This window comes from Herbaspirillum sp. SJZ106 (genome assembly GCF_006715495.1).
GTDB lineage: Bacteria > Pseudomonadota > Gammaproteobacteria > Burkholderiales > Burkholderiaceae_D > Herbaspirillum.
The window spans coordinates 436,913-456,368 of sequence record NZ_VFNI01000001.1; the positions used below are offsets into that span (position 1 = coordinate 436,913).

18 protein-coding genes are annotated in these 19,456 nt (G+C 63.6%); 10 read left to right on the forward strand and 8 right to left on the reverse strand.

The window, feature by feature from the left end; genetic code table 11:
• Positions 1-17 precede the first annotated feature (17 nt).
• The 6 genes from FB598_RS01940 to FB598_RS01965 form a co-directional block, all read right to left on the reverse strand.
• Positions 18-2,774 (reverse strand): pitrilysin family protein, encoded by a 2,757-nt coding sequence (locus FB598_RS01940; RefSeq protein WP_141912176.1) that lies wholly within the window; start codon positions 2,772-2,774, stop codon positions 18-20.
• A gap of 190 nt (positions 2,775-2,964) precedes the next feature.
• Positions 2,965-3,237, reverse strand: a complete 273-nt coding sequence (locus FB598_RS01945) for an oxidative damage protection protein (protein ID WP_141912179.1) — start codon at positions 3,235-3,237, stop codon at positions 2,965-2,967.
• Between the two features lie 89 nt (positions 3,238-3,326).
• The gene (gene argA, locus FB598_RS01950; protein WP_141912183.1) at positions 3,327-4,640 is read right to left on the reverse strand and encodes an amino-acid N-acetyltransferase; all 1,314 of its coding nucleotides are present in this window, start codon (positions 4,638-4,640) and stop codon (positions 3,327-3,329) included.
• A gap of 152 nt (positions 4,641-4,792) precedes the next feature.
• Positions 4,793-5,434, reverse strand: coding sequence for a DUF1109 domain-containing protein (locus tag FB598_RS01955; RefSeq protein WP_141912186.1), 642 nt, complete (start codon positions 5,432-5,434; stop codon positions 4,793-4,795).
• Positions 5,435-5,437: 3 nt separating this feature from the next.
• Positions 5,438-6,010 (reverse strand): sigma-70 family RNA polymerase sigma factor, encoded by a 573-nt coding sequence (locus FB598_RS01960; RefSeq protein WP_141913325.1) that lies wholly within the window; start codon positions 6,008-6,010, stop codon positions 5,438-5,440.
• Between the two features lie 84 nt (positions 6,011-6,094).
• Positions 6,095-6,736, reverse strand: coding sequence for a DUF1109 domain-containing protein (locus FB598_RS01965; protein ID WP_141913326.1), 642 nt, complete (start codon positions 6,734-6,736; stop codon positions 6,095-6,097).
• 235 nt (positions 6,737-6,971) lie between these two features.
• Here FB598_RS01965 and FB598_RS01970 point away from each other — a divergent pair, with 235 nt between their 5' ends.
• From FB598_RS01970 to FB598_RS01985, 4 genes are all read left to right on the forward strand, one after another.
• Positions 6,972-7,250: a DUF2282 domain-containing protein gene (locus tag FB598_RS01970; RefSeq protein ID WP_141912188.1), complete on the forward strand. Its 279-nt coding sequence runs from the start codon at positions 6,972-6,974 to the stop codon at positions 7,248-7,250.
• A 15-nt stretch (positions 7,251-7,265) separates the two neighbouring features.
• Positions 7,266-8,123, forward strand: coding sequence for a DUF692 domain-containing protein (locus tag FB598_RS01975; protein ID WP_141912191.1), 858 nt, complete (start codon positions 7,266-7,268; stop codon positions 8,121-8,123).
• Positions 8,120-8,869 carry a DNA-binding domain-containing protein gene (locus FB598_RS01980; protein WP_255515712.1) on the forward strand — a complete coding sequence of 250 codons (750 nt, stop codon included), beginning with the start codon at positions 8,120-8,122 and terminating at the stop codon, positions 8,867-8,869. Before FB598_RS01975 ends, FB598_RS01980 begins: the two co-directional genes overlap by 4 nt.
• A gap of 86 nt (positions 8,870-8,955) precedes the next feature.
• Entirely contained in the window at positions 8,956-9,357 is a 402-nt protein-coding gene (locus FB598_RS01985; RefSeq protein WP_370454987.1) for a DoxX family protein, read from the forward strand.
• Positions 9,358-9,573: 216 nt separating this feature from the next.
• Here the strand turns inward: FB598_RS01985 and FB598_RS01990 are convergent, their stop codons facing one another.
• Positions 9,574-10,188 (reverse strand): TetR/AcrR family transcriptional regulator, encoded by a 615-nt coding sequence (locus FB598_RS01990; RefSeq protein ID WP_141912198.1) that lies wholly within the window; start codon positions 10,186-10,188, stop codon positions 9,574-9,576.
• Positions 10,189-10,391: 203 nt separating this feature from the next.
• Between FB598_RS01990 and FB598_RS01995 the strand changes: the two genes are divergently transcribed.
• The gene (locus FB598_RS01995) at positions 10,392-11,873 is read left to right on the forward strand and encodes an aldehyde dehydrogenase family protein (RefSeq protein ID WP_221292298.1); all 1,482 of its coding nucleotides are present in this window, start codon (positions 10,392-10,394) and stop codon (positions 11,871-11,873) included.
• Positions 11,874-11,906: 33 nt separating this feature from the next.
• Entirely contained in the window at positions 11,907-13,352 is a 1,446-nt protein-coding gene (locus FB598_RS02000; protein ID WP_141912203.1) for a carotenoid oxygenase family protein, read from the forward strand.
• Positions 13,353-13,418: 66 nt separating this feature from the next.
• Here FB598_RS02000 and FB598_RS02005 read toward each other — a convergent pair whose 3' ends face one another.
• Entirely contained in the window at positions 13,419-14,741 is a 1,323-nt protein-coding gene (locus tag FB598_RS02005; protein WP_141912206.1) for an MFS transporter, read from the reverse strand.
• A gap of 198 nt (positions 14,742-14,939) precedes the next feature.
• On the opposite strand from FB598_RS02005, the gene FB598_RS02010 reads away from it, so the two are divergent.
• The 4 genes from FB598_RS02010 (at position 14,940) to FB598_RS02025 (ending at position 19,451) form a co-directional block, all read left to right on the forward strand.
• Entirely contained in the window at positions 14,940-15,866 is a 927-nt protein-coding gene (locus tag FB598_RS02010) for a LysR family transcriptional regulator (RefSeq protein WP_141912211.1), read from the forward strand.
• A 132-nt stretch (positions 15,867-15,998) separates the two neighbouring features.
• Complete coding sequence (locus tag FB598_RS02015; RefSeq protein ID WP_141912214.1) at positions 15,999-16,838, forward strand: fumarylacetoacetate hydrolase family protein; 840 nt, start codon at positions 15,999-16,001, stop codon at positions 16,836-16,838.
• 73 nt (positions 16,839-16,911) lie between these two features.
• The gene (locus FB598_RS02020; protein WP_141912217.1) at positions 16,912-18,606 is read left to right on the forward strand and encodes a bifunctional 3-(3-hydroxy-phenyl)propionate/3-hydroxycinnamic acid hydroxylase; all 1,695 of its coding nucleotides are present in this window, start codon (positions 16,912-16,914) and stop codon (positions 18,604-18,606) included.
• A gap of 11 nt (positions 18,607-18,617) precedes the next feature.
• Positions 18,618-19,451: a VOC family protein gene (locus FB598_RS02025; RefSeq protein WP_141912221.1), complete on the forward strand. Its 834-nt coding sequence runs from the start codon at positions 18,618-18,620 to the stop codon at positions 19,449-19,451.
• The last annotated feature ends 5 nt before the right edge of the window (positions 19,452-19,456 follow it).

The window sequence follows — 19,456 nt, forward strand, 5'->3', positions numbered from 1 at the left end:
TGGGCAGCAGGGGGGGCTTATTGGGACGCCGCCGCCTTGGCTTCGTCGCGCGCCACCACCACGCTCATCTTGGTCGGATCGAAGTACTTGCGCGCCGCCGCGTTGACCTGTTCCAGCGTCAGGCCGGCGATCTTCTCGTCCATCTGCTGCTGCCAGAGGTAGGTACGCCCCAGGTTCAGCAATGAAGTCCAGCCGCTGGCGATGCCGCCATCCTGCGCGCGCTGCTGGTTGCGTTGCTGCAGGATGCCGGACTTGGCGCGCAGCAGCTCGTCTTGGGTAAAGCCCTGTGCGACCGCGCGCGCGATCTCTTCGCGCACCGCCACATCCACCTTGTCCAGGTTCTGCGGCGCGGCGATGGCGCGCACCACGAAATTGCCGGCGTCGCTGACGGCGCCCACGTTCAGGCCGGAACCGATGCCGTAGGACAGGCCGTCCTGCTGCCGCACGCGGTCGGCCAGGCGCGACTTCAGGCTGGCGCCGCCCAGCAGATAGTTGGCCACGACCAGCGCCGGATAGTCCGGATCGCTGTCGAGCAGGCGCAGGTTCTGGCGCGCGTAATACACGCCGTTTTCCTTGTCGGGCGTGTTGACCGCCTGGCGCGTGGCGGCAATGTCAGCCCAGGTCGGCAGCACGCGCGCATAGGGCGCAGCGCTGTGCCAGCCGCCGAAGCCTTCGTCGATGGCCTGGCGCGCCATGGCCGGGTCGAAGTCGCCGACTACCGCCAGCTCGCCGTTGGAGGCGCCATAGAAGTCGCGATGGAAATCCTTGACCTGTTCCAGCGTCACGGCCTGGATGGCGGCGATGCGTTCATCCAGCGTTTGCGCGGCGCGCCAGTCCCCCGCCGGGTAGTGGTTGAAGTGCAGCGCCACTGCCTCGGCCGCGCGCGCTTCGGGTTCATTGCGCGAGGCTTCCAGCGAGACCAGGGTTTCGTTTTTCAACTGGGTGAATTCAGCGGCGTCGAAGCGCGGATGGCGCAACACATCGGCCACCAGCCTGAGGGCCGGCGCCAGGTTGTCGCGCGTGGTCTGGAAGTTGTAGACACTGCCGCTGATTTTCAGGCGGCTGAATTCGTCAGCCAGTTGCTGGCGGTTGAACTGCTGGTTGCCGCGCATGAGCATGGCCGCTGCCAGTTGGGCCACGGCTTTCTTGCCGAACAGGGTCTTTTCGTCGCCGAACTCCAAGTTCAGCCGCACCGAGACCGTGGCCCCGCGCGACTTCTTCGGCAGCAAGGCCAGCTTCAGCGCGGTGTGCGGCGCGCTGCCGGATGTTACCAGCGTGGTGCGCCGTTCGATGTTGCCGGGCGCCGGGTCGAAGGTTTCGCCCGCCGCCACCGGCGGACGCGGCTGGTACTGCGCCAGCAGCGACTCGACCGGGGGCGCGGCCGGCACGTCGGTGCGTTCCGGCTTGTCTTCCGGCAGGTACAGGCCGACGGTGCGGTTGTCGCGACGGAAGTATCTGGCGGCCGCGGCGGCGACATCGGCCGGGCTGACCCGTTGCTCGTTGTCGCGGTCGGCGAACAGCAGCCGCCAGTCGCCCAAGGCGATGGCGCCGGACATGGTCACCGCCAGCTGTTGCGGATTGTTCTGCAGCTTTTCGAACGCATTGGCGCTTTCGCGGCGCAGGCGTTCCATCTCCTCGGCAGTCGGCGGGGTGGCGGCGAAGGACTCGATGGCTGCGATCAGTTCCTGCTTGACCGGCGCGATATCCGCACCGGCCTTGACCATCGCAGCGATGATCTGCAGCCCCGGCGCCACGCCGTTCAACTGCATGTGGTAGACCGCGCTGGCCTTGCCGGTTTCGACCAGCGACTTGTGCAGGCGGCCGTTGGGCGTATCGGCCAGAATGGCGCCGGCGAAGGCCAGGGCGTTGGCGTCCGGATGCAGGCTGGAGGGCATCTTGTAGGCCACCGCCACCAGCTGGATATCGCCCTTGCGGCGGATGGTGAACTGGCGTTCGCCATCCTGCGTCGGCTCCACCGTCCAGAAGGGCGGCAGCGTGCGCTTGGGTTTGGGCATGCGCCCGAAACTCTGGTTGACCCATTGCAGCACCTTGGCCGGCTCGAACTTGCCCGCCACCAGCAGCACGGCGTTGTCGGGCTGGTAATAGGTGCGGTAGAACGCTTGCAGGTTTTCGATCTTCACGTTCTCGATATCGCTGCGGTTGCCGATCGTCGAACGGCCATAGCTGTGCCAGTCGTAGGCCACGCTTTGCATGCGTTTCAACATCACGCTGGTGGGCGAATTCTCGCCGCTTTCGAACTCGTTGCGCACCACCGTCATCTCGGTGTCGAGATCCTTCCGGGCGATGTTCGAATGCAGCATGCGATCGGCTTCCATGGCGATGGCCCAGCGCAGGTTGTCGTCGCTGGCCTGGAAGGTCTCGTAGTAATTGGTGCGGTCCAGCCAGGTGGTGCCGTTGAAGTTCATGCCGCGCTTGCTGAACTCCTGCGGGATTGCCGGGTAATTCGGCGATCCCTTGAACATCAGGTGCTCCAGCAGGTGGGCCATGCCGGTTTCGCCATAGTTTTCGTGGCGCGAGCCGACCAGGTAGGTAATGTTGACCGTAACGGTAGGCTTGGAGTCGTCAGGGAACATCAGCAGCTTGAAGCCGTTGGCGAAGCGGTATTCGGTGATGCCCTCGGCCGATGGGCCCTGTACCACGCCGGGCGGCAACGGCGCCGCCGGCGAGGCGGATACGGCGGCGCCGGCAGCATAAGAAGGCGGGATGGACAGGCCCGACAGCGCAGTAGCGAGGCTGAGGGCGGCAATGAACATGCGTGATGCACGGAAGGGCAAATTCTTCTCCTGCGATGTATGGGGTAAATGGCGACAAAGATGGCGCCAAAGATGGCGGCCAGGCAGCCATTGTAAAAGATCGCACACGGATTCCAGGGAAATCCGCTGGCGATAAAAAACGCCGCAGCAGGCAGACCCGCGACGGCGTTTGTTCGGAAGAAGGCTGCGCTTACTCGCTCGGCGGCACATACCCCTGTGCGGCATCGGCGCCTTCGCCGAAGAAATGCTTTTCCATTTGCACCGCCAGGTACTTGCGTGCGCGGGCATCGGCCAGCATCAGGCGGTTTTCGTTGACCAGCATGGTTTGGTGCTTGAGCCAGGCGGCCCAGGCTTCCTTGGAGACGTTTTCATAGATGCGCTTGCCCAGTTCGCCCGGGTACGGCGGGAAGTCCAGACCTTCGGCTTCCTTGTTCAGTTTGATGCAGTGGACCATGCGTGCCATGTCGATTCCTTGTTCGGTTAGGGTTGTTGCGCCGGAGGCGGCGGCTCTGCGATCTGTTGTGCGTCGAGCCTGCCCGCTCCCGGAAAAATTCAATACAGGTTCTTGATCAGCACCTGCGACTTGCGCTGCCAGTTGTAGATCTGCTGGCGGTCCTGCGGCAGGTCGCTGACGCCGGAAAGCACGAAGCCGCGCTTCAAGAACCAGTGCGAGGTGCGGGTGGTGAGCACGAACAGCTTGGTCAGTCCGGCTTCGCGCGCGCGCGTTTCGATGTGTTTCAGGATACGGTCGCCGTCGCCCTGGCCTTGCACTTCGGGATTGACGGTGAGGCAGGCCATCTCGCCCATCCGTTCCTTGGGGAAAGGGTAGAGCGCGGCGCAGCCGAAGATCACGCTGTCGTGCTCGATCACCGAGAAGTAATGGATTTCGCGCTCGATCAGCTCGCGGCCGCGCTTGACCAGGGTGCCGTCGGCCTCCAGCGGTTCGATCAGCTTCAGGATGCCGCCCACGTCCTCGATGGTAGCCTGGCGCAGGCTTTCCAGGTTCTCGTAGGTGACCATGGTGCCGATGCCGTCGTGGGTGAACAGCTCCAGCAGCACCGAGCCGTCGGTGGCGAAAGGCACGATGTGCGCGCGCGACACGCCGGCGTTGCAGGCCTTGACCACGCTGCCCAGGTAGAAGGCGGCGTCGGCCGGCAGGAAGCCCGCCGACAGCACGGCCTCGGCCTGGTGCGAGGATAGTTCGCGGATATCGGCGTCGCCGGCATCCTTCATCAGCGGTGTTTCAGACAGGAAGATCAGCTTCTCGGCGCGCAGCGCGATGGCGGCCGACACCGCCACGTCTTCCATGGTCAGGTTGAAGGCTTCGCCGGTCGGCGAGAAACCCAGCGGCGAGAGCAGCACGATGCCGCCCGCGTTCATGATCGGCTGGATCACGTCGGCGGCGATTTTGCGCACCACGCCGGTCAGCTGCAGGTCGACGCCGTCGATCACGCCCATCGGGCGCGCGGTCACGAAGTTGCCTGAAATGACGCGGATGGCCGAATGCGCCATCGGCGTATTGGGCAAGCCCTGGCTGAAGGCGGCCTCGATATCCAGGCGCAGCTCGCCGGCGGCTTCCTTGGCGCATTCCAGGGCCGCGCTGTCGGTGACGCGCAAGCCATTGTGGAAGTGCGCCTCGACGTTGCGCAAGGCCAACTGTTCGGCTACCTGCGGGCGCGACCCATGCACCACCACGATGCGGATGCCCAGCGCATGCAACAGCGACAGGTCCTGGGCCAGCACTTGCAGGCCGCCGGCCGTGACCAGTTCGCCCGGAAAGGCGACCACGAAGGTCTTGCCGCGGAAGGCGTGAACATAGGGCGCGACGGAGCGCAGCCAGTTGACGAATTCGGTCTGATTTTCCATGACGCGCATTATAACCAGCGCAGGCGCGGACTGCCGGTTGCGATGTTGCGGCCGGCGCACGTCGTATCGCAGGAAAGTCGGATGGATTCCAGACGTTTGAGAATAAATCCCATTACCCTATTGCCGGCCTGGAACAGAAGTCTCCAAGGGATTTACCAGCGCAGCAGGCGAGGGCCGAATAAAAAGCCCGCCATCGCAGGGATCAGCATGCCGAGGAAATACCACAGTCCCCAGAACGGCACGCCCATTTCCGGACAATGCAGGCAATACACCATGGTGGCAGTGGCGCCGGCCAGCAGTCCGGCGATGGCGCCGGCCAAGCGCAGCCGCGTCGGCGCCATGGCGCGCACCGCCCAGACGATGGCGGCGAACAGCGGCAGCGACAGCAGCGCGATGTTGAAAGGGCAGGTGCGCCAGGTGGATCCCATCAGCAGCGCCATACGTTCGGCCGCCGGGGCGGACAGCAGCACCAGTGCGCCGGCAACCCAGAGAGCTGCGCTCGGTGCGGCGATGCCGCTCCAGCGCAAGCCCACCCGCAGGCCGGGGCGCAGCAGCCGACGCAGCACCAGCAACGAACCTGCCGCCAGCGCGGTGGGAAAGGCCAGCTTGATCCAGAACAGCGGTGTCGACAGCATGGCTGTCAAATCCGGGCGCGGGCCGAACAGCAGGAGCATCAACGCCACGCAGGCTGCCATGCCCAGGGCCAGCGCCTGCGCCATGCGGCGCGCCGGCAAGCCGCGGTCGACCGGGGCGACGCCGGCGGCCATCATCGATATCAGGTCATCGGTTTTCATGATTCACATTTTCTCTCTAATTTTCGCCGCCAGCGCTTTGAGGCCGCGATGGATTCCCACCTTGACCGCTGACTCCGTCATGCCGGTCAATTGCGCGGTTTCCGCCACCGACAAGCCTTCCAGCTTGACGTGTACGATCGGCAAGCGCTGCTTGTCGGGCAACAGATCCAGGAGCGAGCCGACGTCGCGCCGCGCTTGCGCGGGTTCCTCGTCGCAGGCGGCGAACAACTCATGCTCGTCGTCCAGCGGATCATTGAGGGCTTCGCGGCGCGAACGGGCGCGCAGGAAATCCATCAGCTTGTAGCGCGCGATGGCGTGCACCCAGGCCGTGAGCGGTTGGTCGGCGCGGTAGGTGTGGCGCGCGTTGTGCACTGCCAGCAGGGTTTCCTGGACAATGTCCTCGACTTCGTCCTGCATGTGTTGCAGCCGCTTGCGCAGGAAGGCGCGCAGGCGGCCGCTCAGTTCCGACAGGAAGTTGCGGTAGGCGTCCGCGTTGCCCTCCAGCCCGGCCAGGAGCAAGGTCCGGAGACGTTCCTCGGCCGGATAGGCAGGTTCCTTGCCGGCCAGGGGTTTCATGGCGCGGCCGGCCGCGTTGTCCTCGAAGGAGGGCAATTCATGGGCAAAGAACGGTTGGCTTTTTGTCATGGGCATGCCGCAGGTTCACCAGCGCAGGAGTATGGGGCCGGCCAACGCGCCCAGCAGCGTCGGCGCCAGCATTCCCAATACATACCAGACGCCCCAGAATGGCGGCGCCATTTCCACGCAGTAGAGCGAATAGACTAGCACGCCCTGGGCGCCGGCCACCAGGCCGGCGACGGCGCCGGCGGCCGCGAGCCGGGTCGGGGCCAGGCCGCGCATGAACCAGAACATGGCGGCCAGCGTCGGCAGCGACAGCAGGGCGATGTTGAGCGAGCAGACTTCCCAGGTCGAGCCCAGCAGCAATGCCAGGCGTTGCGAGTTCGGCGCCAGCGCCAGCCAGCCGGCGCCAGCCAGCCATAGCACTGCCGGCGGCAGCATCAGGGCGGCGGCAGGGCCAATGCCGATGCGCACGCCGGGACGGGCCAGCCGCGAGGCCGCCGCCTGCGCCGCCAGCAATACCGCCAGCGGGAACGATACCTTGAGCCAGAACAGCGGCTGTAACAGCAGTTCCGGCATGTCGCTGCGCACGCCGTAGATGATGGCCAGCAATAGCGCGGAGCCGCCCAGGCCCGCCGCAAGCGCCACCGCCATGCGGGCGCCCACGCCGCCGGGCAGGCTGTTGCTGCCAGCGGTGCCGGCGGCCAGCATGTTGACCAACTCCATTGTCTTCATCCGATTTCCTTTTCGCCATCGGCGCACTGGGCGCCGCTTTCCTACCTATTCGTTGGCCGGGCCGGTTCGGTTACAGGGCGCGCAAAAAATATTTATCCGGAATTTGCGCCGTACGCTGTAACCGCAGCGCATGGGGCGGCGAAATAACGTACAGATCGGCAGTCACGGCGCGGCAATGATGGCGCCGCCGGTCGTATCCACTTTCAACCCCATAAGGAGTCACACCATGCATACCCGTACCCTCGCTACCGCCGCCTTCACTCTCGCTACCCTGGCCTCCGGCGTCGCCATGGCGCAAAACCAGCCGCCTGCCGCCAAGACCGCAGTCGAAAAATGTTATGGCGTCTCGATGGCCGGCCAGAACGATTGCAAGGCAGGCGAAGGCACCACCTGCGCCGGCACCGCCAAGATGGATTACCAGGGCAACGCCTGGAAGAACGTGCCCGCCGGCACCTGCACCTCGATCAAGACCCCGCACGGCATGGGTTCGTTGAAGCCGTTCTGAACCGGAGCCGTAAAAATGGAAGCGACCTCCGCGCCGGCAGGCGCCGGACTCGGCCTCAAGCCCCAGCATTTCGATGCGGCGCTGTCCTGTACGGCGCCGGGTTTATGGTTCGAGGTCCATCCGGAGAACTACATGATGGATGGCGGCCCGAGGCTGGCCTGGCTGGACGCCGTGCGCGGCCGCCATCCCATCGCGCTGCACGGGGTGTCGCTTTCTCTTGCAGGGCCGGATGCGCCGGACGCCGCTCACCTGCGGCGGCTGGCCAGGCTGATCGCCCGCATCGAGCCGGTGCTGGTGTCCGAGCACCTGGCCTGGTCGCGGGCCGATGGCCGCTATTTCCCCGATCTCCTGCCGGTGCCGCGCACCGGCGCAACGCTGGCGCGCCTGGCGGCCAACATCGCACGCACGCAAGATGTACTCAAGCGCCGCATCGCGCTGGAGAATCCGTCCCACTATTTGCATATGGATTGCCACGAATGGAGCGAGCCGGAGTTCCTGGGCGAGCTGGTGCGCCGCACCGGCTGCGGCCTGCTGGTGGACGTCAACAACGTGCACGTCAGCGCGGCCAACCTGGGCATCGATGCGGCCGCTTACCTGGCGCAATTGCCGGCCGATGCCATCGAAGAAATCCACCTTGCCGGCCACAGCAGCGACAGCAACCTGCCCGGCCTGCTGGTCGATTCGCATGACGCCGCGGTGGCGCCATCCGTGTGGACGTTGTATCGCGCCCTGGTGGCGCGCATCGGTCCGAGGCCGACGCTGATCGAACGCGACGGCAACGTGCCGGCTTTCGATGAACTGCTGGCCGAACGCGACACCGCGCAGGAAATCCTCGCCGCCAGCCGGCAGCTGCAGGAGGCGTGCGCATCGTGAGCCGTCATGATTATTTCAGCCAATTCCTGCATGCCGTATGGCATGGCGAAAGCGGCCATCCGCTGGTGGCTTCGCTGTTGGCGCAGCCTGCCTTCGCGGTTTACCGCAACACGATTTTCAAGGGTTGCGTCGATGCCTTGTCTGCCAATTACCCGGCGGTGCAGCGGCTGGTCGGCGAACAGTGGTTCCAGGGCGCGGCGCTGGCCTATGCGCGCCGGCACATGCCTGACGACGCCTGCCTGATCGCTTATGGCGACGGCTTCCCGGATTTTCTCGACAGTGTCGATGCGGTACGCGAACTGCCTTACTTGCCGGGCGTGGCGAGACTCGACCGCTACTGGAGCGAGTCGCACTTGGCGGCGGACGATGCGCCGCTCGATACCGCCGGCTTGCATGCAGTGCTGGCGTCCGGGCGCGATGTGCAACTGGCGCCGCAGGCAGCGACGCGCTGGCACTGGGAGCCGGCGTATCCGGGCTATTCGATCTGGGATGCCAACCGCAGGCCTGGTGTCGAGCTGCCATCCGAACTCGGATGGCACGGCGAAGGCGCGCTGCTGACCCGGCCGGAAGGCCAGGTGCGGTGGCAGCCGATCGGCCTTGGCGCCTGCCGTTTCCTGGATGCCTGCCGGGCCGGCATGGGCGTGGCCGCAGCGGCAGGATTGGCGCTGGAAGCCGAGCCCGGCCTGGATGTGGCCGCCATGCTGGGCGAGCTGGTGCAGGCCGGCGCCTTCACTTCTTTTCATTGATGGAGAGCGACATGAACAACACTACCTTGACCCGTACCGGCGAGACGGAGCATTGCCGGAATTCCCTCTGGTCGCGCGGCGCAGGCATGGCCGAACGCCTGATCGGCGATTCGCTGCTGGCGCTGGTGGCGCGCGTGGCGATGGCCGCGATCTTCTTCCTGTCCGGCCGCACCAAGGTCAGCGGTTTCCTGACGATCAAGGACGGCACTTACGTGTTGTTCCAGGAAGAATATCGCTTGCCGCTGGTCCCGCCCGACATCGCCGCCCACCTGGCTGCCTATGCCGAACACCTGTTCCCGCTGCTGCTGGTGCTGGGCCTGTTCACGCGCGGCGCCGCACTGGCGCTGCTCGGGATGACGGCCGTGATCGAGATCTTCGTCTACCCGGACGCATGGCCCACGCACCTGTCATGGGCCGGCCTGCTGCTGTTGCTGGCGGCGCGCGGCGGCGGCGCGTGGTCGCTGGATCGCCGTTTTGGTATTCGTTGACTTGGTTTGCGAAGACAAAAGGAAATGGCCCCGGTGGGGCCATTTCCTTTTGCTGATGGTGCGCTGTCACCCGAACACCAGGTGGGACAAAGCGTAGCAACCCAAGCTGGCGGATACAGTAAATGAGTTGATCAAGTTGTTATGCGGGAAATATCTCGTCTTCTGAGAGCACTCATCAAATAGTTTTACCAGATCTAACGTTGGCCCAAGTATCTCTTAGCTTGGAGAACTAGCCGCGTATCCATTGAGAAATATCTTCACGGCATCTTTTGAAATTTTCTCTAGTTCTCTTTTTGTAGGTGGATTAACAGTGCCCCACATCAAATTTTCGATGAGGTCACTCGCACAAATCCCCTTGAAATGCAGGGCGGCCAGTTCCGCATCCCGGACGGCTATTTTCCCGTTTTCCATGCAATGCGCCATCACCTCGGCGAGGGCGGCGACGGTGCGCTTGGGGCCATTTTCGAAGAAGATGCGCGCCAGTTCCGGATAGCGTTTGGCCTCACCGATGATGAGCCGGTCCAGTGCGATCACGTCCGGCCGCGACACCAGGTGCAGCAGCGCTACGCCCAGGCGTTGCAAGATGTCCTGGGCGTTGTCTTCTTCCGCGTACACCTTGGTCAGTTTCTCCACCGCCCCAGCACCGGCCTGCACGACGAAGGCCTCGAACAATTCTTCCTTGCTCGAAAAATAGTTGTACAGCGTGACCTTGGATTTGCCTGCGGTCGCCGCAATAGCCTCCATGGTCACGTCGGCGTAGCCCTGTTGGATGAACAAATGCCCTGCGGCACTGATGAATTCATTGCGCTGTTCCACGGTCTTGACCCGCATCGCTAGGCATCCTTTTCTTATATCTGAACGTATTCGTACATTTTAGCACGGGCTGTGCTACCATATTTTTAAATGAACGAAGTCGTTCATTATTGGGCTGGGCCCGATCGATCCGGGCTGCTCCAGCCATCTGGTTCGCGCACGGCTATGGTCTTGCGCGGACTCTTTCGCCTCATGGGCGCATGACAAGCAAGGAGACCACCTTGAAAGACAACCTGACATTGCCGCACTACCAGAACGGCTTTACCGGCCAATACATAGGCGGGCAGTGGCGCGAAGGCACTGCCGCCAGCCTGCTGCAGGACCATGATCCCTATACCGGGCAATTGCTGACCGAGATCCGCCAGGCTTCCCTGGGCGACCTCGACGCTGCCTATGCCGCTGCTGCCCAGGCGCAGCAGGCCTGGGCGGCGGTCTTGCCGTCGGAGCGAGCGGCACTGTTCCTGCGTGCTGCCGCCATCATGGAGCAACGCCATGGCGAGATCGTCGACTGGCTGATTCGCGAGTCCGGCAGCACCCGCATCAAGGCAGAGATCGAGTGGGCTGCAGTCAAGTCGGGCATGCTGGCGGCGACTGCCATGCCGGCGCGTGTGCATGGCCGCATCTTGCCCATCGATATTGCCGGCCGCGAGAGCCGGGTCTATCGTCAGCCGTTGGGCGTGGTTGGAGTCATCAGTCCGTGGAACTGGCCGATGCATCTGTCGAACCGCTCCATTGCACCGGCGTTGGCCGTTGGCAATGCCGTGGTGGTCAAACCGGCTGACGACACTCCGGTCACGGGTGGCTTGCTGCTGGCCAAGATTTATGAAGAGGCCGGCTTGCCGCAGGGCCTGCTCAACATCGTCATCGGTGCAGTCAGCGAGATCGGCGATGCCTTCACGCTGCACCCGACGCCCAGGTTTATTTCCTTTACCGGCTCTACCCGGGTCGGCCGCCACATCGGTGCGCTGGCCATGACCGGGCCGACGATCAAGCGCGTAGGGTTGGAGCTGGGCGGCAACGCGCCCTGCGTGGTGCTGGACGATGCCGATCTGGAGCGGGCGGTTGATGGCGCGATACTCGGGCGCTTCCTGCACCAGGGGCAGATCTGCATGAGCAGCAATCGCATCATCGTCGATGCCAGCCTCTATCCGCGCTTCGTCGACGCCTTCGTCGAAAAGGCCAAGGCGCTCAAGCATGGCAATCCCAATGATCCCGATACCCTGATCGGTCCGCTGATTAATCAGCGCCAGTTGCAAGCGGCGCTGGGACGCCTGGAGGCCGCGCGACATGCTGGCCAGCGCCAGGTGCTCGGTGGAGAGGCGCAAGGCCTGGTGCTGCCGCCGCAGGTCTTCGTGGATGTGGCCAATGATTCGCCGCTGGCCCAGGCCGAGCAGTTTGCGCCCATCGCGCCGCTCATCAAGGCCGCCGATGAGGCGGAGGCCCTGCGCCTGGCCAACCAAACCGAGTTCGGCCTGTCGAGCTGTGTCTTCACTCGCGATGAGGCGCGCGGCGTGCGCTTCGCACAGGGGATCGAGGCGGGCATGACGCACGTCAATGCCATCTCGCCCTGCGACGATCCCAACAACATGTTCGGCGGCGAAAAGAACAGCGGTATCGGCCGCTTCAACAGTGACTGGATCGTCGCCGAGATGACCACGGAGCACTGGGTCAGTATCCAGTCGCCGCAGTCCCAGCAGCACTGAAGCTCCTCTCCCTCTCCACAAGGAAGCCAGATCATGTCCATGCAATATCCCGCCACCCCTGAATTCCAGGGCATCTATCGTCCCAGCCGAGTCGAGGCCAGCGTGCAGGCGCTGGAAGTCGTCGGCGAACTGCCCGCGCAGCTTCAAGGCAGCTTCTACCAGGTCTCGCCCGATCCGGCCTATCCACCGATGCTGGGCCAGGACATCTTCTTCAACGGCGACGGCATGGTCAGTGCCTTTCGCTTCGGCCAGGGCCAGGTTAGCCTGACCCGCCGCTACGTCCAGACCGAACGGATCAAGGCGCAGCGCCGCGCCGGGCGCTCGCTCAATGGCGTCTATCGCAACAGCTACACCAATGCGCCTGAGGCGGCCCGCGACAACACCACGGCCAATACCACAGTGATCAAGCATGCCGGAATACTGCTGGCGCTGAAGGAAGACGGCCTGCCCTACGCCATGGATCCGGTGACGCTGGAAACGCACGGGGTCTGGGATTTCCACGGCCAGGTCAAGTCGGCGACGTTCACCGCCCATCCCAAGATCTGTCCCGAGACCGGGAGCATGCTCTGCTTCGCCTATGAGGCCAAGGGCGATGGCACGCCCGACATCGCCTATTACGAGATCGATGCGGCCGGCAAGCTCATCCGCGAAACCTGGTTCCAGGCGCCTTACGCTGCCATGATCCATGATTTTGCGGTGACGGAAAATTACGTGATCTTTCCCATCATCCCCCTGACCGTCGACGTGGAAAGGATGAAGCAAGGCGGCCAGCACTTCCAATGGCAACCGGATCTGCCGCAACTGTTCGGCATCTTGCCGCGCGCCGGCAAGGCCAGTGAGGTACGCTGGTTCTACGGTCCGGCCGATGGTTTCCAGGGCCATACCCTCAATGCCTATGAGCAGGGCCGCAAGCTGATCCTGGACATGCCCGTCACCAGCGGCAACGTGTTCTATTTCTTCCCGCAGGCCGATGGTTTCGTGCCTTCCCCGGAGACACTTAAATCCAGCCTGGCGCGCTGGATCTTTGATCTGGATGCGAGCAGCGATCAGGTCCTGCCCGAGCCGCTGACCCAGTTCCCCTGCGAATTCCCGCGCTGCGACGAGCGCTACAGCGGCCGTCCCTACCAGCATGGTTTCATGCTGGCCTTCGATCCGACGCTGCCATTCGATGCCGCCACGCTGGGAGCGCCGCCGTTCCAGTTCTTCAACCAGCTGGCCCACGTCAACGTCAGCACCGGGGAGACCCGCACCTGGTATGCCGGGGATGCGCACTGCTTCCAGGAGCCGGTCTTCGTGCCGCGTAGCTCCGAGGCCCCCGAGGGTGACGGCTTCTTGCTGAGTCTGCTCAATCACCTGCGCAGCGGTGCGGCCGAACTGGTGATTCTGGACACGCGGGATATCTCAGCCGGGCCGGTGGCGCGGGTACAGATTCCCTTGCGCATGCGCATGTCCCTGCATGGCAACTGGTCGTCTGACTGAGTGCCACAGCACAGCGGCGGACGGGCTTGCGCCTGTCCGCCGCTACCGGTCATGCACGTTAGTGCTTCACTCGGTGCACGGCGTCTCGGCACGGCGATTGAAGACGATGGCCAGCCCGGCGATCACGGCCGGGGTGATGCCCATCAGGAAAATGTGCCTCACGTCCATCTGCCATCCCAGCATCAGGCTGCCGGCCAGCGGTCCGCAGATCGATCCGATGCGGCCGATGCCAAGCGCGAATCCGACACCGGTGGCGCGAATGGCGGTCGGATAGATTTCCGTAGCCAGCACATTCAGCCCCGCTTGCGCGCCCTGAATCACCACACCCATCAAGCTGCTGACCGCAATAACGTTCCATTCCGACTGCGGCCAGTTGGCTAGCGCCAGTGCCAGCAAGGCGTACAGCGCCAGTTCCAGCACCAGGGGGCGGCGCACGCCCAGCGCATTCATCAGCCAGCCTTGCAACAGGCTGCCAAGGACACCGCCGGCACTGAAGCAAGAGATGGCGGTAATGCCCACGTTCACCGGATGATGCGCTCCCATGAGCACGGCAGGCATCCAGCTGACGATGAAGTACAACACCACCAGGTTCATGAAGTAAGGGATCCACAGCAATACCGTATCCTTCCAGCGGCCATGGCGAAACAGCTCGGCCACGGGCACGCCCGGCGCCTGCGGCGGCGGTACGGCCAGGTCCTGATCGGCGCCCAGCTCCGGGGCGATGCGGCGCATCAGCGCCTGCAGGCGGGCGCGGTGGTTGCCTCGCACCAGCAGAAAGCGCGCCGATTCGGGCATGAAGATCAGCGCAAACAGCGCCACCGCGACGGGCAGCGCGCCGCCGACGATGAACACCGCTTGCCAGCCATGCGAGGGCAGCAGCAGAGAAGTGACGATGCCACCCAGCACCGCCCCCAGCGGCATGCCGCACATCAGTGTGGCGACAATCACGCGCGCATGGCGGCGCGGAGAATACTCGGAAGCCAGCGCCAGCGCATTGGGCAGCGCGCCTCCCAGGCCGATGCCGGTCAGAAAGCGCAACAGCAGCAAATCATCATGGGTGGCCGCCAGTGCGGTCAGCAGCGACATGCTGCCAAAGGCCAGGGTGGAAGCGATCACCATGGTTTTGCGGCCAAGGCGGTCGGCCAGCGGCCCCAGGATCATGGCGCCCATCAGCATGCCCAGTAGTCCGGCGCTGAAGATGGGGCCGAAGCTGGCCATCGGTATTCCCAGTTCGCGGGCCATGGCCGGCGCCAGCATGCCGATAGTCTGGGTATCGAAGCCGTCCAGCACGGCGATCAGGATGCAGGTACCGATGGCGCTCCATTGCACCATGCCGACAGGGCGCGCGTCGATGACCTCGCTGACCTGGATGGGGGTAGCGGATTGCATGTGTCTCTTCCTCTTCTTGTCGAGTTTGTCTTTGTTGTATTGGCACCCGCTGCGTTGCCAGGGAGGGCAACGCAGCGGCGCAGGCGGCCGATGGCGTGCGACGAAACGGGCGACCATCGCGAGGCAGTCTAGGAGTTTGACTTTTATCAATCAATACGTCCATGCTGATACTTTTAATCAGTGATATTGATAAAGGCCATGGACAATCTCGATCTCCGGCAGTTACGCATCTTTCTCGAAATCTACAAGACCAAGAGTATTTCCCAGGCCGCTGCCAGCCTGGATCTGGGACAGCCGGCGGTCAGCATGGCGCTGGCCAAGCTGCGCGAGCACTACGACGATCCGCTGTTTTCCCGCACCTCCAGCGGCATGCAGCCGACCCCGTTGGCTGAACAGATCGCGGGGCCGATGCGGCTAGCGCTGAGTACCCTGACCTCGACCTTGCAGCACCGCGTCAGCTTCGATCCGGCGCGCTCGGATCGGCTGTTTCGCCTGTGCATCACCGATATCGGCCAGCGCGTCATCATTCCCCGGCTGCTGGCGCATCTGAAGCAATCCGCGCCGGCCATCCGCATGGAGCTCAGCTACGTGTCCGAGCGCACCAGCAAGGACCTCGAATCAGGGCACATCGACCTGGCGCTGGGCTACATCAGCGGTCTGGACGCCGGTTTCTATCAGCAAGCCTTGTTTAGCGAACGCTTCATCTGCATGGTTAGCCGCGATCACCCGCGTATCCGTAGAGGACGCATGTCGCTGCGCGACTTCGAGCGGGAGTGGCATCTGGTCATCTCTACTCAGGGCACGGGCCATCACATGATCGACCGCAAAATCGAGGAAGACCTGGGTATCCAGCGCAAGGTGGGTTTGCGCATTCCCAACTACCTGGGCGTGGTCTCTAGCATCATCGATTCGGATTACCTGGCCCTGGTGCCGGAGCGCTTCGGCCGCATCGTCTCCCAGCACAATCCGGTGCGGCTGGTGGAGTTGCCCTTCAGGCTAGCGCCTTACCGCGTCATGCAGCACTGGCATGGGCGTTACGCCAATGATCCCGGAATCAAATGGTTGCGCCAGGTCATCGCGCAGTTATTCGGGGATGCGCAGGGAGCCCGGAAACTGGGTGGATGATAAAAACATAAATATCTTATTTAGACGTTTTTATATGTATAAACAATAAAAATTATCTTATTTTGATAATTATGTTTACTTCTCCGCGCTGACGGGATTATGATCGGGCCCTCGAACAGCAAAGGAGATGTCATGAAATTCGCGAGTTTTCGCCATCAGGGCAGGGACGGTTTCGGCCTCGTGGCAGGCAAGCAGGTGGTTGATCTGGGCCATGCCGGTGCCGGCAGCCTGAAGCAGTATCTGGCCCAGGGCGGCGCGGCGCGGGCGCAGCAGGATGCCGAACAGGGACGCGCGCTGGCGATTGCCGAAGTGCAATTCCTGCCGGTCATTCCCGATCCTGAAAAGATTCTGTGCGTGGGCATCAACTACCTTTCGCACGTCAAGGAAACCGGGCGTGAACTGCCCAAGCATCCGATGATCTTTGCCCGCTTTGCCGACTCGCAGACCGGCCACCTGCAGCCCATCATCCGTCCGCATGCGTCGGAAAAGCTCGATTTCGAGGGGGAGCTGGCCGTGGTCATCGGACGCAAGGCACGTCATGTCAAGGCCGCCGAGGCTCTGGATTACGTGGCCGGCTATGCCTGCTACAACGATGGCAGCGTGCGCGACTGGCAAAAGCACACCATCCAGTTCATCCCCGGCAAGAACTTCCCCCAGACCGGCGGCTTTGGCCCGTGGTTGGTCACGCCCGATGAAGCAGGCGATCCCTCGCAACTGAGCCTGGTGACCCGGCTCAACGGCACCGTCGTGCAGGAGGCGCGCACCGATGACCTGATCTTCCCTATCCCGGCGCTGATCGAATACTGCAGCACCTTCACCGAGCTGAACCCGGGCGACGTCATCATCACCGGCACCACTGGCGGCGTGGGCGCCTTCCGCGAGCCGCCGCTGTGGATGAAGCCCGGCGATGTGGTCGAGGTCGAGATTTCCGGCCTCGGCAAGCTGGTCAATCCGATCGCCCAGGAAGCTTGAGTAGGAGCCTGCGTTCTGGCCCCACGGCGATGACAGCGCAAAGGGCAGGGCGCCTTGGAAGAGAGAGACACCTATGACAGACCAACAGACGCACAGCGTCGATATTCTCATCGTCGGGGCCGGTCCGACCGGCCTCACGCTGGCCAACGTCCTGGGCCAAGCCGGCATCCGCACCCTCATCATCGACCGCAAGCCATCGACCGTGGCCGAGCCCCGCGCGGTGTCCATCGATGATGAATCCCTGCGCACCATGCAGTTCATCGGGATGGACCAACAGGTCTTGAAGGATGTTGTGCTGGGATACGGTGTGCATTATTTCACCCGCCCCGGCGGCCATTGTTTTGGCAAGGTCGAGCCGACCCGCAGCGAGTACGGTTTCCCGCGTCGCAACGCCTTCCGCCAGCCGCTCTTCGAAGCTACCCTGCGCCAGGGGGGACAGCGTTTCGCTTCGCTGGAGATGCGCTTCGGGCATGAGCTGACATCCTTCCAGCAGGCGGACGGGCAAGTCGAGGCGCTGATCCGGAATGACGCAGGCCAGGCATTGAAGGTCTGCGCGCGCTATCTGGTGGCGTGCGACGGGGGCCGCAGCACGGTCCGCACCATGCTCGATATCCCCATGTCGGGCACTACCTTCAAGTCGCGCTGGATTGTGCTCGATACCGAGAACGATGACGATTCCTTCTGGCAGACCCGCGTCTATTGTGATGCCGAGCGCCCCATCGTGGAAGTGCCGGGGCCGCATCGCACACGGCGTTTCGAGGTGATGATCCATCCGCATGAAGATGCCGATGCGATGCTACAGGATGAGCGCATTAGTGAATTCCTGCGTCCCTTCCGCGGCGATAAGCCCACCACGATCGTGCGTAAGGTGGTCTATACCTTCCATGCGCGCATGGCCGAACGCTGGCGCATCGGCAACGTTTTTCTGGCCGGCGACGCCGCCCACCTGACGCCGCCCTATGCTGGCCAAGGCATGAACAGCGGCATTCGTGATGCCCACAACCTGGGCTGGAAGCTGGCCGAGGTGATCGCCGGGCGCCTGCCCGATGCCGCCCTGGATTCCTATGAATCCGAGCGCCGTCCGCATGCCTGGGCCTTGATCAAGCTGGCCCTGAATCTGGGTGAAGTGATGGCGCCGCGCAGCCGCTGGCACGCCGCCGCCATCAGCGGTTTCTTTCGGCTGGTGGCGTATGTGCCGCCGCTGCGTGACTACTTCCTGCAGATGAAATTCAAACCCAAGCCGCGCTATTACCGGGGTTTGCTGGTCAGGCAGGGCAAACCGGGCGGCCAGCAGCTGGTAGGAACCATGTGTCCGCAGCCAAAACTGCAGGCCGTCGATGGCAGCATCGTACGGCTTGACGATGTGGTCGGCCCCGCCTATGCCTTGCTGGCCTTCGGTACGCAAGCAGCACAGATGCTGGCCGGTTTGCAGGCGCCCTTGTGGGATGCTCTGGGTACTCGCCGCATTGCCATTGTCCCGCGCCAGGCTGCGGTTGCTGCCATTGATAGTCCGGGCGTGGTGCAATGCGTGGACGTTGAGGACCAGGCCCAAGCCTTCTTCAAGTCCTTGGGGGCAGCCATTGTGCTGGTGCGCCCTGACCGCTACGTCGCCGGCAGTTTTACCGTCGCCCAGGAAGCCGTTTTTGCCCAGGCCTGCATGGACAGCTTTAGGCTGCACTCGACACCGGCCGCCGCCACCGCCACCGCCAGCGCAGAGGGCATTGTCGAAGCAAGCGCCCTGGTTCGTCCCACTGCCTTAGCCGAATAAGGAAACCCGATATGAGCATGCAATCGCACAGCCCGGCGCAACTGCATCATCTGCACATCACCAGTCCGAATCCAGATGCGCTGGCGCTCTTCTATAGCCAGCATATGGATCTGCAGGCCAGCCGTGAGCAAGAATGCCACGTGTTGCTCGGCGGCAGCCGTGCCGCCGTGATCTCGGCCGGACCGGCTGGCCTAATGTATCCGGCCTATGCCCTGCGCGATGCCGACGCCCTGGACGCGCTGATCACGCGACTGGCGCGCAATGGCGTGGCCATGCGCGGCGTCGATGATCCCTTGCTGCAAGCCGGGGCCTTCAGCATCGCCGATCCGCAAGGGCGCTTGACCGTCTATGGCCTGGCTCGCGCGCCGCGCCAGGCCGATGCCATGCCGGCCCGCCTGCAGCACGCCGTGTTCCAGACTACCCAGCTCGATGAGGTGGTGCGCTTCTACATTGAACAGGTTGGCTTCACGGTCTCCGACGAGGTCATTGATGAAGAGAGCGGGCAAGTCATGGTGGTCTTCCTGCGCTCGGACGACGAGCATCATTCTCTGGCTTTCTTCCGTGGATCGCGCAATGAATGGGATCATCATTGCTACGAGACCAATGAATGGAATAACATTCGCGACTGGGGCGATCGGTTTGCGCGCTTGAGAATTCCCATCTTCTTCGGGCCGGGCCGTCATGGACCAGGCAACAACCTGTTCTTTATGGTCACCGATCCGGATGGCAACCGCCTGGAAATCTCGGCCGAGATCGATCGCGTCGCCATCGACGCCGTGCCCGGCGTCTGGCCCCACAATGAATACACCCTCAATTCGTGGGGCCGCGCCTGGATTCGGACCTGAGCGCC